This window comes from Sphingobium fluviale, from assembly GCF_004122115.1.
Lineage (GTDB): Bacteria > Pseudomonadota > Alphaproteobacteria > Sphingomonadales > Sphingomonadaceae > Sphingobium > Sphingobium fluviale.
Genome location: NZ_SBKP01000010.1, coordinates 1 through 12,921, shown reverse-complemented (window position 1 = coordinate 12,921; position 12,921 = coordinate 1). Strand labels below are relative to the sequence as shown.

Annotated in this window: 12 protein-coding genes; 4 read left to right on the top strand and 8 right to left on the bottom strand. The window is 62.8% G+C overall.

Annotated elements, in window-relative coordinates; translation table 11 throughout:
- Nucleotides 1-230 precede the first annotated feature (230 nt).
- Genes cobT through cysS form a run of 3 tightly spaced genes read left to right on the top strand, consistent with a single transcriptional unit; the run spans nt 231 to nt 4,291 of the window.
- Nucleotides 231-2,060: a cobaltochelatase subunit CobT gene (gene cobT / locus EQG66_RS10590; RefSeq protein WP_129404564.1), complete on the top strand. Its 1,830-nt coding sequence runs from the start codon at nt 231-233 to the stop codon at nt 2,058-2,060.
- Nucleotides 2,061-2,069: 9 nt separating this feature from the next.
- Nucleotides 2,070-2,732, top strand: a complete 663-nt coding sequence (locus EQG66_RS10585) for a nitroreductase (RefSeq protein WP_129404639.1) — start codon at nt 2,070-2,072, stop codon at nt 2,730-2,732.
- A 41-nt stretch (nt 2,733-2,773) separates the two neighbouring features.
- Nucleotides 2,774-4,291, top strand: a complete 1,518-nt coding sequence (cysS, locus tag EQG66_RS10580; protein ID WP_129404563.1) for a cysteine--tRNA ligase — start codon at nt 2,774-2,776, stop codon at nt 4,289-4,291.
- A 4-nt stretch (nt 4,292-4,295) separates the two neighbouring features.
- Here the strand turns inward: cysS and ligA are convergent, their stop codons facing one another.
- From ligA to rpsM, 6 genes are all read right to left on the bottom strand, one after another.
- Entirely contained in the window at nt 4,296-6,362 is a 2,067-nt protein-coding gene (gene ligA, locus EQG66_RS10575) for an NAD-dependent DNA ligase LigA (protein WP_129404638.1), read from the bottom strand.
- Between the two features lie 54 nt (nt 6,363-6,416).
- Complete coding sequence (gene guaA / locus EQG66_RS10570; RefSeq protein ID WP_129404562.1) at nt 6,417-7,988, bottom strand: glutamine-hydrolyzing GMP synthase; 1,572 nt, start codon at nt 7,986-7,988, stop codon at nt 6,417-6,419.
- 121 nt (nt 7,989-8,109) lie between these two features.
- Nucleotides 8,110-8,535, bottom strand: a complete 426-nt coding sequence (rplQ, locus tag EQG66_RS10565) for a 50S ribosomal protein L17 (protein ID WP_129404561.1) — start codon at nt 8,533-8,535, stop codon at nt 8,110-8,112.
- A gap of 116 nt (nt 8,536-8,651) precedes the next feature.
- A complete protein-coding gene (locus tag EQG66_RS10560) occupies nt 8,652-9,716 on the bottom strand; it encodes a DNA-directed RNA polymerase subunit alpha (RefSeq protein WP_129404560.1) in 1,065 nt (354 codons plus the stop codon).
- A gap of 107 nt (nt 9,717-9,823) precedes the next feature.
- Nucleotides 9,824-10,213 carry a 30S ribosomal protein S11 gene (rpsK, locus tag EQG66_RS10555; protein WP_129404559.1) on the bottom strand — a complete coding sequence of 130 codons (390 nt, stop codon included), beginning with the start codon at nt 10,211-10,213 and terminating at the stop codon, nt 9,824-9,826.
- A 98-nt stretch (nt 10,214-10,311) separates the two neighbouring features.
- On the bottom strand, nt 10,312-10,680 hold the full coding sequence (gene rpsM, locus EQG66_RS10550; RefSeq protein ID WP_129404558.1) for a 30S ribosomal protein S13: 369 nt from the start codon (nt 10,678-10,680) through the stop codon (nt 10,312-10,314).
- A 301-nt stretch (nt 10,681-10,981) separates the two neighbouring features.
- Here rpsM and EQG66_RS10545 point away from each other — a divergent pair, with 301 nt between their 5' ends.
- Nucleotides 10,982-11,413, top strand: a complete 432-nt coding sequence (locus EQG66_RS10545) for a response regulator (RefSeq protein WP_129404557.1) — start codon at nt 10,982-10,984, stop codon at nt 11,411-11,413.
- 1 nt (nt 11,414) lies between these two features.
- On the opposite strand, the gene EQG66_RS10540 is transcribed toward EQG66_RS10545, so the two are convergent.
- The gene (locus tag EQG66_RS10540) at nt 11,415-12,488 is read right to left on the bottom strand and encodes an acyltransferase family protein (protein WP_129404556.1); all 1,074 of its coding nucleotides are present in this window, start codon (nt 12,486-12,488) and stop codon (nt 11,415-11,417) included.
- 62 nt (nt 12,489-12,550) lie between these two features.
- The gene (locus EQG66_RS10535; RefSeq protein WP_245988031.1) at nt 12,551-12,793 is read right to left on the bottom strand and encodes a DUF1275 family protein; all 243 of its coding nucleotides are present in this window, start codon (nt 12,791-12,793) and stop codon (nt 12,551-12,553) included.
- Between the last annotated feature and the right edge of the window lie 128 nt (nt 12,794-12,921).

Sequence of the window (12,921 nt, the reverse complement as noted above, 5' to 3'; positions counted from 1 at the left end):
CATACCTGTCTCTGTGGTTATGAGTGCATGTCTAACAGAATAAACGCAATCATTACATGCCGTTAACCACGTTTGTCTGAGCCGGTGCTTTGATCCATTCCGAGACAGGCTGGAGTTCATTCTGTTTCATTTTGAGACAAGTTCGGGCCGCAGCGCGAAAGCCATACACGCCCCTGTCCTGAAACGAGCCAGGGCTTGACTTGCCGCTTCGCCTCGCGCAGCCCAATTGCATGGCTGCCCAAACTCCGCTCGATGCCTTCAAGGCGATTCTTTCCGGCACCGCCCGCGCAATTGCGCGCGACTCGGAGGCGGAGGTCGGCTTCACGGCGGATAGCCCGCATCTGGCGGGCAAGGCGATCAAGGTCCCTGCGCCGGGCCGCGCTCTGCCGCGTGATCAGGTGGCGCTTGCGCGGGGATTCGCGGACGCGAGCGCGCTCAAGCTGCGCCACCACAATGTCGCGCTCCATAACCGGCACGCGCCGGCGGATGCGGTTGCACGCGCCGTCTATGACGCCGCCGAGCAGGCGCGGGTAGAGGCGCTGGGCGCGCGCAGCATGGCAGGCGTGCGCGACAACCTCTCTCATGCGCTGGACCTGCGCCTGAAATCTGATGCCATCACGCGCGCGCGCAACGCAGATGAAGTGCCGCTCTCCACCGCCGTCGCGCTGATGATGCGCGAGCGCCTTACCGGAGATGCTCCGCCTGAGGCCGCGCGCGCGGGCGTGGAGCTGGTGCGCGAATGGATCGAGGAGAAGGCGGGCAGCGATCTCGATGCCCTGCCGCTCGCGCTCGACGATCAGCACGCCTTCCAGCAGCTCACCTCTAGCCTGCTGGAACATCTCTCGCTGGTCGAATCGAGCGACCCGCAAGAGCCGACCGACGAGAGCGGCGAGGACGATCAGGATTCCGCCGAGGAGGACGACAGCCAGGAAGGCGACGAAGGCGAGGAACAGCCCGGCGACAGCGACGCTACCACTGAAGCGCGCGGCGAACAGTCCGAGGGCGAGAGCGAAGACGGCGAGGCCGAATATAGCGACGACATCGATTCGTTGAGCGATGACGATGCGGACGGCATGGGGGATGAAGGCATGCTGCCGGTGCGGCCCAACCGCCCGATGTCGGATCTGCCGCCCGGCTTTGACTATAAAGCGTTCACCACCGCGCATGACGAGGTGGTCGCCGCAACGGACCTGTGCGACGCGGACGAGCTGGTGCGCCTGCGCGGCTTCCTCGATCAACAGATGGCGAGCCTGCAGGGCGTCGTTACCAAGCTTGCGAACCGCCTCCAGCGGCGCCTGATGGCGCAACAGTCGCGTAGCTGGGAGTTCGATCAGGAGGAGGGGATGCTCGATGCCGCCCGCCTCGCGCGCATCGTTATCGACCCGACGCACTCGCTGTCCTACAAGGTGGAGCGCGACACCGAATTTCGCGACACCGTCGTCACGCTGCTGATCGATAATTCAGGTTCCATGCGTGGCCGGCCGATCAGCATCGCGGCGATCAGCGCAGACATCATGGCGCGCACGCTGGAGCGCTGTGGCGTCAAGACCGAGATACTGGGCTTCACCACGCGCGCGTGGAAGGGCGGGCTGAGCCGTGAGGATTGGCTCGCCGCCGGGCGCCCGCAGCTCCCCGGCCGCCTCAATGATCTGCGCCATATCGTCTATAAGAAGGCGGACGAGCCTTGGCGGCGGGCGCGCACCTCGCTGGGGCTGATGATGCGCGAGGGGCTATTGAAGGAGAATATCGACGGCGAGGCGCTGCTCTGGGCGCACAGCCGCTTGGTCAACCGCCCGGAGGAGCGCCGCATCCTCATGGTGATCTCTGACGGCGCGCCGGTCGATGACTCGACCCTTTCGGTCAACAGCGGCGTCTATCTGGAGCGCCATCTGCGGCAGGTGATCGAGTGGATCGAGACGCGCTCTCCGGTGCAGCTCGTCGCCATCGGCATCGGCCATGACGTAACCCGCTATTACAAGCGCGCGGTGACGATCATGGACGCCGAGCAGCTGGGCGGCACGATGGTGGAGCAGCTCGCGGGTTTGTTTGATGAGGATTGAACTATGACAATGAGTGTAAGTGATGCCGTAGCCAGCCGCCGCTCTGTCCGCGCCTTTCTAGACAAGTCGGTGGCGTTGGATGTGCTGACGCGCGTGATGGATAAGGCGCGGTTTGCGCCTTCGGGGTGCAATTTCCAACCGTGGGAAGCGAGTATCCTGACCGGCGAACCTTTGAAGGCGCTGCAAGCAAAAATGATGGCCTCTGCTCCGCAAGACCCACCGGAGTACGACTGGTCCGGCCCCAATATCTCGCCCGCGCACAAGGCGCGCCTGTTCGCGGTGAGCGAGGACATGTATGGTGCCATGGGCATCACGCGCGAAAACAAGGACGCCCGCCGCGCCTTTGTGGCGGATAATATCGTCTCCTTTCATGCGCCCGCCGTCTTGCTCTGCTATTTTCCGCGCTTCATGGGGCCGCCGCAATGGTCCGATGTCGGCATGTGGCTGCAAACGATCATGCTGTTGTTGCGCGAGGAAGGGCTGGATAGCTGCCCGCAGGAATATCTGTGGCAACATGCGCGGCTCATCAAGGACTTTATCGGCGTTTCCGATGAGACCCACATCTTCTTTTGCGGCATGGCAATCGGCTATCGCGACGCGCAAGCGCCCATCAACGCTTTCCCGCGTGAGCGGGTGCCGCTCGATGAGCAGGTGCGCTTCATCGGCTTTTGAAGGGCGTTGACCTTGCCTGCAAAGCGCCGCATGTGCGGGCCATGACTGCCGATACATCATCCCCCCTGCGCCTGTTCAACAGCCTAACCCGCCAGATCGAGGAGTTTGTGCCTGTCCATGCGGGCGAGGCGCGCGTCTATACCTGCGGGCCGACGGTCTATAACTACCCCCATATAGGCAATATGCGCGCCTATGTGTTTGCCGATACGCTGGGCCGGGTGCTGAGCTTCAAGGGCTATCAGCTTCGCCACATCATCAACATCACCGATGTCGGCCACCTCACCGACGATGCCGATGCGGGCGAGGACAAGATGGAGAAGATGGCGGCCGCCAAGGCGCAATCGATCTGGGATATCGCGCAGCATTATACAGAGGCCTATTGGGCGGACGTGAAGGCGCTCAATATCCGCCAGCCTGCGCACTGGTCGATCGCGACCAACTATGTGCCGCAGATGATCGATTTCGCGAAGTCGATTGCGGAAAAACACTGCTACGAGCTGGAAAGCGGCCTCTATTTCGACACCTCAACCGTGGCGGACTATGGGCGGCTGGCCCGCGCCGCGACCGAGGAGGGGGAAGGCCGGATCGAGGCGGTCGAGGGCAAGCGCCATGCAGCCGATTTCGCGATCTGGCGCAAAACACCGCCGGGCGAAAAGCGCCAGATGGAGTGGGACTCGCCCTGGGGCAAAGGCGCGCCGGGCTGGCACCTTGAGTGCAGCGTGATGAGCCGCGAACTGCTCGGCCTGCCGTTTGACATTCACACCGGCGGCATCGACCACCGCGAAATCCACCACCCCAACGAAATCGCGCAGAATCAGGCGATCACCGGCTGCGGGTCGCTCGATTGCGCGGAGCACAGCGGCGCGCGCATCTGGATGCACAACAACTTCCTGATCGACCGCACGGGGAAAATGAGCAAGTCGTCCGGCGAGTTTCTTCGGCTGCAGACCATCATTGACCGGGGCTTTCACCCGCTCGCCTACCGCATGCTGTGCCTGCAGGCGCACTATCGCAGCGAGCTGGAGTTCAGCTGGGACAACCTGGCGGCGGCGCTGACCCGGTTGAAGCGGATGCAAAAAGTTGTCGCTGTGAGGCTTTGGCAAGAATACGAAGAAATTGGAGAGGCGGTCGATCCGCCAAAGCAATTTCTGCCCATACCTTTAGAGCAGCGTAAAGATGCCGATATAACCGGAGTTCTGCGGGACTTTGAAGAGGCGATTAGCGATGATCTAAATACCGCTAAATGCCTCCCACTCATTGAAGAGGTTTTGTCCGACAAGGGTATCGAAAACTCGCTCAGGTGGCATCTAGTTGCTACAATCGACGAGGTTCTTGGCCTCAATTTACTGGGACTTCAACGAACCGATCTGCGTATCCGCCCCAAATCCGCCACCCTCACGGAAAGCGAAATCGAAGCCGAACTGGACCGCCGCGCGCAGGCCCGTGCCGCCAAGGACTTCGCCACGTCAGACGCTATCCGCGATGCGCTTGGCGCTCAGGGCGTAGAGGTGATGGACGGCGATCCGCTGCGCTGGGAATGGAAGCTCGATCTGGGGTAAAGCCCTACCCCGCCGCCCTGACAATCTCCGCCCACTCCGCCTCGTCGATCACGCGGATGCCCAGCTCCGCCGCTTTCTTGAGCTTCGATCCCGCACCCGGCCCGGCCACGACGAGGTTGGTCGACGCGCTGACCGATCCCGCCGCGCGCGCGCCCAGCCGCTCCGCCTGCGCCTTCGCCTCATCGCGACTCATGGTTTCGAGCTTGCCGGTGAACACGATCGTCTGGCCGGAAACGGGGCTTTGCAGCGTCTCTACGACATAGGGCGGCGGCTCAACTTCGCTCAGCAGATCATCCCACACATCGCGATTATGCGCCTCGTGGAAAAAATCGCCCAGCGCCTTGGCGACCGCAGGCCCGATGCCTTCGATGCTGGTAAGTTCCGCCCGCGCCGCCTCATCGTCCAGCGCCCGCTCCGCCACCTCGCGCAAATGCGGCAGCGTCTCGAAGCGCTTCAGTAAGTCCCGCGCCGTCACCGCGCCGATGTGGCGGATGCCCAGCCCGAACAGCAGCCGCGCTGCGTCTGGCTGGCGCTTCGCCTCGATGGCGCCGAGCAGATTATCGACCGACTTCTCCTTCCAGCCCTCGCGCCCCAGCAGCTCCGCCCGGTGCGCCTTCAGCCGGAAGATGTCCGGCGGGCCATGCTCCAGCCAGCCGAGGTCAAAAAACTCCTGGATGCTTTTCTCGCCCAGCCCCTCGATATCGAGCGCGCCGCGCGACACGAAATGCTTCAGCCGCTCGATCCGCTGCGCGCCGCAGATGAGCCCGCCGGTGCAGCGCACATCGACCTCGCCTTCCTCCGCCACCGCCTCGGAGCCGCAGACCGGGCAATGATCGGGGAAGGGGTAGGCATCTCGCGCTTCGTCGCGCGTCAGATTCTCGACGATCTGCGGGATCACATCGCCCGCGCGCTGCACCACCACGCGGTCGCCCGGCCGCACGCCGAGCCGCGCGATCTCATCCCGGTTGTGCAGCGTCACGTTGGAGACGACGACGCCGCCCACCGTCACCGGCGTCAGGCGGCCTACGGGGGTCAGCTTGCCGGTGCGGCCCACCTGAATGTCGATGGCTTCGAGGGTCGTCTGCGCCTTTTCAGCGGGGAATTTGTGCGCAATCGCCCAGCGCGGCGCCTTGGCGACAAAGCCCAGCCGCTCCTGCCAGTCCAGCCGGTCGACCTTATAGACCACGCCGTCAATGTCATAGGGCATGTCGGCGCGCAGCCGCTCAATCGCGCGATAATGGCCGAGCAGCGCCTCCGCCCCCTCCAGCCGCACGAAATGTTCGGACAGCGGAAAGCCCCAGTCATGGATCGCCTGCATCACTTGCGTCTGCGTATCGCCCGGCAGCGCGCTCGCCACGCCCCAGCCATGCGCGAGGAAGCGCAGCGGCCGTGCGGCGGTGACGCTTGCGTCCTTCTGCCTCAGCGACCCCGCCGCCGCGTTGCGCGGATTGGCGAAGATCTTCTCGCCCGCCGCTGCCTGCCGCTCGTTCAAAGCCGTGAAATCGGCCTTCGCCATATAGACCTCGCCGCGCACCTCGAAGATCGCGGGCGCTTGGGCAGGCAATTGCTGCGGAATGTCGGTGATGGTGCGCACATTGGCGGTCACGTCCTCGCCCACCTGCCCGTCACCCCGCGTCGCCGCGCGCACCAGCCGCCCGTCCTCATAGCGGATGGAGAGAGACAGCCCGTCGATCTTGTCCTCCGCCGTCATCGCCACCGGCGTGTCTTCGCCCAGCGCGAGATAGCGGCGGATGCGCGCGATGAACTCCGCCACGTCCTCGTCGGCAAAGGCGTTGTCGAGGCTCATCATCCGCTTTTCATGCGCGACCTTGGCGAGCGGCGAGCTTTCCACCGACGCGCCGACCTGAGCATTGGGGCTATCCGCGCGGATAAGGTGCGGGAAGGCAGCCTCCAGCGCGTTGTTTTCCCGCACCAGCGCGTCATAGTCCGCGTCGGAAATCTCCGGCGCATCGTTGGCATGGTAAAGGCGGTTGTGCTTCGCGATCTCCTTCGCAAGCCGCATCAGGCGGTTGGCGGCGTCCGCTTCGGAGAGGGAGGAGGGGTTGGTCAACATCGCACGGCTATATAATACACTATTGCGCCGGAGCAATTTGACGAGATGGCATCATTCCCACTCGATCGTGCCCGGCGGTTTCGACGTATAATCATAGACCACGCGGTTGATGCCCTTCACCTCGTTGATGATGCGGGTGGCGACCCGGCTGAGGAAGGCCGCGTCGAAAGGATAGATATCCGCCGTCATGCCGTCTGTACTGGTCACGGCGCGCAGCGCGCAGACGCTGTCATAGGTGCGATAATCGCCCATAACGCCGACGGTGCGCACGGGGAGCAGAACGGCGAACGCCTGCCAGATCGCGTCATAGAGGCCCGCATTGCGGATTTCCTCCAAATAGATCGCGTCTGCCTTGCGCAATATGTCGCACCGTTCCTCCGTCACTTCGCCGGGAATGCGGATGGCGAGGCCGGGGCCGGGGAACGGATGCCGCCCGACGAAAATCTCCGGCAGGCCCAGTTCGCGGCCCAGCACGCGGACTTCATCCTTGAACAGCTCGCGCAGCGGCTCGACCAGCTTCATGTTCATGCGCTCTGGCAGGCCGCCGACATTATGGTGGCTCTTGATCGTCACGCTCGGCCCGCCGGTGAAGCTGACGCTCTCGATCACATCGGGGTAGAGCGTACCCTGCGCAAGGAAATCCGCGCCGCCGACCTTGCGCGCTTCCTCTTCGAACAGGTCAATGAACGCCTTGCCGATGAACTTGCGCTTGGCTTCCGGGTCCGTGACGCCCGCGAGGCCACCGAGGAAGGTTTCAGACGCATCCACATGAACCAGGTTGATGCCATAATGCTGGCGAAACAGGCTAACGACCTGATCGGCCTCGTTCATCCGCATCAGGCCATGATCGACGAAGACGCAGGTGAGCTGATCCCCGATCGCCTCATGAATCAACACCGCCGCTACCGCGCTATCTACCCCGCCAGACAGGCCGCAAATCACCCTGCCCTGCCCCACCTGCGCGCGGATCTCGGCAATCTTGGTGGCGCGGAACTCCGCCATCGTCCAGTCCCCCGCACAGCCGCAGACATGGCGCACGAAATTGGCGATCAGCTTGCCGCCATCGGGCGTATGCACCACTTCGGGGTGAAACTGGGTGCCGTAAAAACGGCGTTCATCATCCGCGATCACCGCAAAGGGCGCACCATCGGAGATCGCCACGATGCGAAAGCCGGGCGCGAATTTCGTGACCTTGTCGCCATGGCTCATCCACACCTGATGCCGCTCGCCAACATTCCACAGCCCGTCAAACAGCACACACGGCTCTGTCACGGTCAGGAAGGCGCGCCCGAATTCGCCACCCTCGCCGGTTTCATGGCCGGGCCGCACCTCTCCACCGAGCTGATGCGACATCACCTGCTGGCCGTAACAGATGCCAAGGATCGGGATGCCCGCCTCAAACAGCATCTGCGGCGCGCGCGGGCTGCCTTCCTCCGGCACGCCTGCCGGGGAGCCGGAAAGGATGATGCCCTTGGGCTTCATTCGCTCGAACGCCGCCTCTGCCTGCGTGAATGGGGCGATTTCGGAGTAGACGCCAGCCTCGCGCACGCGGCGCGCGATAAGCTGCGTCACCTGGCTGCCAAAGTCGACGATGAGGATGGATTCGTGGTGCTGGCCTGTCATAGGGTGCCGATACGGCGGGCCGCCGCGCCTGTCCAGCCCCGGCCCAATGCACATATGCAAAACGGGCCGCCAGCTTGGCAGCCGACGACCCGTTCGTGAAGCTCAGTAACGAGCGGAAAGCTTACGCCGCTTCCATCTCGTCCATATCGGCGGTCTGTACCGGGCCGCTATCCTGCCCCTTGGCATCCATATCGCGGTCAACCAGTTCGATGATCGCGATCGGCGCGGCGTCGGATGCGCGATAGCCTGCCTTGATGATGCGGGTATATCCGCCGTTGCGGCCCTTATAGCGCTCGGCCAGCACCTCGAACAGCTTGGAGAGCTGCGCGTCGTCCTGAAGACGGGCGTGGGCGAGACGACGGTTGGAGAGGCCGCCGCGCTTCGCGAGCGTGATCAGCTTCTCGACATAGGGGCGCAGCTCGCGGGCCTTCGCGATACCGGTGGTGATCTGCTCATGCTTGATCAGCGAGGCCGCGAGGTTGCGCAGCAGGGCCGTGCGATGGCCCGATGCGCGCTGCAGCTTACGATGTCCTACCTTGTGACGCATTGTTCATTCCTTCGTTCGTTATGGACCCGTATCAGGTAGTCCAGACCCGGTGACATTTGGGGAAGTCGACCATTCCCTTTGAACCGGGCCAAAGTACCACTTTGGCCCGACACATCTTAGCCCATAAGCTCCTGCTCAAGCTTCTTGGCCATTTCCTCGATATTCTCAGGCGGCCAGCCGGGGATATCCATGCCGAGGCGCAGACCCATAGAGGAGAGCACTTCCTTGATCTCGTTCAAGGACTTGCGACCGAAGTTCGGCGTGCGCAGCATCTCCGCCTCGGTCTTCTGAACCAGATCGCCGATGTAGATGATGTTGTCGTTCTTGAGGCAGTTGGCCGAACGGACTGAAAGCTCCAGCTCGTCCACCTTCTTGAGGAGGTAGCGGTTGATGGTGTTGGCATTGCCATCGCTCTCGCCGCCCGAAGAAGCGGCGCCAGCCATCGCAACCGGCGCAGGCGCGGCCAGCGCGTCCTCGAAGTGGACGAAGAGCTGAAGTTGATCCTGCAGGATGCGCGCGGCATAGGCCACGGCGTCTTCGGGGCTGACGGTGCCATCAGTCTCGACCGTGAGGCTGAGCTTGTCGAAGTCCAGCTCCTGGCCCACGCGGGTCGGCTCGACCTTGTAGGCCACCTGCCGCACCGGCGAATAGAGCGCATCGACCGGGATCAGGCCGATCGGCGCATCGGCCGGGCGGTTGGAAACGGCGGGGACATAGCCCTTGCCGACATCCGCGATCAGTTCCATGTTGAGCGAGGCGCCCTGATCGAGGTGGCAAATGACGAGATCGGGGTTCATCACCTCGATGTCACCCGATACCGCGATATCGCCTGCCTTCACATCGGCTGGGCCGGTGACGGAAAGCTGAAGCCGCTTTGGCCCCTCGCCTTCCATGCGCAGCGCGATCTGCTTCACGTTGAGGACGATGTCGGTCACGTCCTCACGGACGCCCGCGAGGCTGGAGAACTCGTGCAACACGTTCTCGATCTTGATCGAGGTGACAGCCGCACCCTGAAGCGAGGACAGCAGCACACGCCGTAGCGCGTTGCCGAGTGTCAAGCCAAAGCCGCGCTCAAGCGGCTCTGCGACGAAGGTCGCCTTGCGACGGCCATCGCCGGAGGACTTGATCTCCAGGCTGCTGGGCTTCTTCAATTCCTGCCAGTTCTTCATGTTGACAGTCATGTATTTCCCCTGGGAATGAGGCGGGAGCTCTGCCTTCAGTGAAGAAGAGAACCCCGGCCGGTGCAAAAGCGAGAGCGGCGCGTCCGCCGCCCTGACGGGAGGTTCTGTTAGACGCGACGACGCTTGGATGGCCGCACGCCGTTGTGCGGAATCGGCGTCACATCGCGGATCGACGTGATGGTAAAGCCCACGGCCTGAAGCGCGCGGAGAGCGGATTCGCGACCCGAACCCGGCCCCTTGACCTCAACCTCAAGCGTGCGCACGCCATGCTCGGCAGCCTTGCGGCCCGCATCCTCGGCGCAGACCTGCGCGGCATAAGGAGTGGATTTGCGGCTGCCCTTGAAGCCCATCATGCCCGCGGACGACCAGCTGATCGCGTTGCCCTGCGCATCGGTGATGGTGATCATGGTGTTGTTGAAGCTGGCGTTCACATGCGCGACGCCGGCCGAGATGTTCTTGCGCTCACGACGTTTGATGCGCTGAGGTTCCCGTGCCATATTCTTTATCCTACTTCAGAAAACTGGTTGGCGGATGGAGTGCCCAAGGCTTGCGCCATCCGGCGGAGAAGAAATCGAAAAAGTCCCCGGACTTTTTCTTATTTCTTCTTGCCCGCGATCGGCTTGGCCTTGCCCTTGCGGGTGCGCGCATTGGTATGCGTGCGCTGTCCGCGAACCGGCAGCCCCTTGCGATGACGCAGGCCGCGATAGCAGGCGAGGTCCATCAGGCGCTTGATGTTCATCGCGGTGGTGCGGCGCAGATCGCCCTCCACCGTGTAGCTCGCGTCGATCGCTTCGCGGATCTGGAGCACTTCGGCGTCCGAAAGATCCTGCACGCGGCGGCTCTCGTCGATGCCGAGCTTGGTTGCGATGTCTACCGCGGTCTTGCGGCCAATGCCGTGAATATAGGTGAGCGCGATGATAACGCGCTTGTTCGTCGGGATGTTGACGCCCGCAATACGTGCCATAAAAATTGTTCTCCTGCTCCACGGGGCGCCTGGCGAGCGCTCCATCTCAAAGCTTCAAGTTGCGCGACATGCCTGTTTGACAGAAAAGGGCGCAACGACGACAATCCGGGACACCAAAAGCACGGCCTGCGCTCTTTGCTGCGCCGCCGTCCTCTCATGTATCGGAAGCGGATGCCCTTATCGACTCGGTTAATCCCTGTCAAGCAACAGGCAGCGTTCACCTTCACTTAACCAAAATATCGGAAAATGACAGTGTCGCACTCCAATAAAGGGTCAGCAGAGGCGACGGAGACAGACATTCATGAATCTAACAACAATCCTTGTCGTCGATGATTCCGTCACAATCCGCGCCATGCTCGAAGTTTTGCTGGAGCAGGACAAGAGTCTGCGCATTGTCGGTATCGCCAGCGACGCCGAGGAGACATTTCACCTGATTCGCGAAACCGACCCCGATGTGATTACACTGGATGTCGCCATGCCCGGCATGGATGGCATGGCTGTGCTGGAACGCATCATGAAAGAAGAGCCGCGCCCGGTCATCATGCTGTCATCACTGATGCGCGAGGGGGACCCCATGCGCGTGGAGGCCGAGGCCAAGGGCGCCGCCGGATGCTTCAACAAATCACGGATGGTCACTCAGGCCGCAGAACTGATCGCGATGATAAAAGATGTTGCCTATCAGCGCGGCCACCGGGGCGATATACCCCGCCTGCCGCTCTCCGCCAGAGCCTGATCTACCGGGCGCTCAGCGCCTCCGCACCCGCCACAGCGCGCGCCGCACGATGCGCCTTCCAGCGCGCGCTGATCCATCGTGTCGCGGGCAGCTCCACCCGGTAATGCAATGCAGCGGCGATCGGCACGATAACGCCCAGCGCCAGCGCCAGCGCGCTCCAGTGATCAAGCCCGGCAGCCTGGGCCTTCAGCAGGATGACGAAGCCGATATTCTCATGCACGAGATAGAGCGGATAGCTGATCGCGCCGAACCACAGGATCGGCCGCACATTGAGGAAGCGCAGCGCCCCGCCCAGTGTCGCCGCAAAGGTGATGACGAGCGCACATGCGGCGAGGAACATGTCGCGCTGGTCCGTCAGCAACAGCGTCAGCAGCGCAGCGGCAAAATAGGGTAGCTGCTGAAACCACCTGCGCTGGCCAGACCAGATGCGGTAAAACAGCATGCCGATGATGAAATAGGGCACGAACTGAAGCACCAGCAGCATCGCGATGCGCGAGGGCATCCCCTCCCACAGGAACATCAGCCCTTTGAGCGCCAGCCACGGGAGCATCATCAGCTCCAGATGGTCGAATTTCTTGCCAAGGAACAGCCAAAGCCCCGTCATGCTGGCGTAAAAACCCAGCTCCACCGTCAGCGTCCAGTATGCGCCGTCTATCGCGGGCAGATAGAGGAAGCCCTGCAACATCGTGATGTTGGCCAGCGCCGCCATCGGCGATATCTGCAGCCGCTCGACATCCCCCAGCCAGACGAACGCCAGCACGATGGGCAGTGTCGCCCAATAGGCAGGGAACAGGCGCGAGAATCGGTTCACCGCGAAATCGGCAACAGTGCCGACCCGCTCCAGCGTAAAGAAGATCGCGAAACCGGAGATCGCGAAGAACAGCAGCACCCGATATTCCCCGGCCCAGAATGAGAAGGGCACATGGTCAACGCCCGGAAATACCTGAGGAAAGCGGGTGGTGAGGTGAAACAGCACGACCGTGATCGCCCCAATGCCACGCAAGGCATCAAGCTCGATCAAGCGCCCCTTGCTCTGGCGCACCGGCGAATCGCCCACAGCCGTTTCGTCTCGCATGGCGTGGCTGATAGCGGAAAATGCTTAAAACCCTAGTAAAGCTGTGTAGCGCGCCCGGCACTCTATTCGGCGGAACGCGCTGTCGCCGCATCATCGAGCGGCCCCGCCGCAAGGCAGCAGCCCGCCGCCACCGCCGCCGCGCACCACAAAGCCGCCGCGCCATAGAGCGTCTGCATCGCCGCGCCCGCCACCGCCCCGCCCACGAGCGCCAGCCACAGCGCCATATGCGGCAGCCACGCCTTGCGATCCTCGCCTAGCAGCGCGCCGGCAATGCGCTGCCCCGCCTTGACGAAGGTTCCCGTCATAGTAAGCGCATTTTCACTGGCACGTATCAGGCGGCTTGCGGGATGTAACTCATTTCGAACCTTGTTTCGGCGGCATTGGTATCTTGCCAGTTGCCGGGGAGAAGGTCGTCTATGGGATCGCCGTCATT

Coding starts and splice junctions, on each gene's coding strand:
- cobT (WP_129404564.1), top strand. CDS start 231: ATGGCTGCCCAAACTCCGCTCGATGCCTTCAAGGCGATTCTTTCCGGC.
- EQG66_RS10585 (WP_129404639.1), top strand. CDS start 2,070: ATGAGTGTAAGTGATGCCGTAGCCAGCCGCCGCTCTGTCCGCGCCTTT.
- cysS (WP_129404563.1), top strand. CDS start 2,774: ATGACTGCCGATACATCATCCCCCCTGCGCCTGTTCAACAGCCTAACC.
- guaA (WP_129404562.1), bottom strand. CDS start 7,988: ATGACAGGCCAGCACCACGAATCCATCCTCATCGTCGACTTTGGCAGC.
- rplQ (WP_129404561.1), bottom strand. CDS start 8,535: ATGCGTCACAAGGTAGGACATCGTAAGCTGCAGCGCGCATCGGGCCAT.
- EQG66_RS10560 (WP_129404560.1), bottom strand. CDS start 9,716: ATGACTGTCAACATGAAGAACTGGCAGGAATTGAAGAAGCCCAGCAGC.
- rpsK (WP_129404559.1), bottom strand. CDS start 10,213: ATGGCACGGGAACCTCAGCGCATCAAACGTCGTGAGCGCAAGAACATC.
- rpsM (WP_129404558.1), bottom strand. CDS start 10,680: ATGGCACGTATTGCGGGCGTCAACATCCCGACGAACAAGCGCGTTATC.
- EQG66_RS10545 (WP_129404557.1), top strand. CDS start 10,982: ATGAATCTAACAACAATCCTTGTCGTCGATGATTCCGTCACAATCCGC.
- EQG66_RS10540 (WP_129404556.1), bottom strand. CDS start 12,488: ATGCGAGACGAAACGGCTGTGGGCGATTCGCCGGTGCGCCAGAGCAAG.
- EQG66_RS10535 (WP_245988031.1), bottom strand. CDS start 12,793: ATGACGGGAACCTTCGTCAAGGCGGGGCAGCGCATTGCCGGCGCGCTG.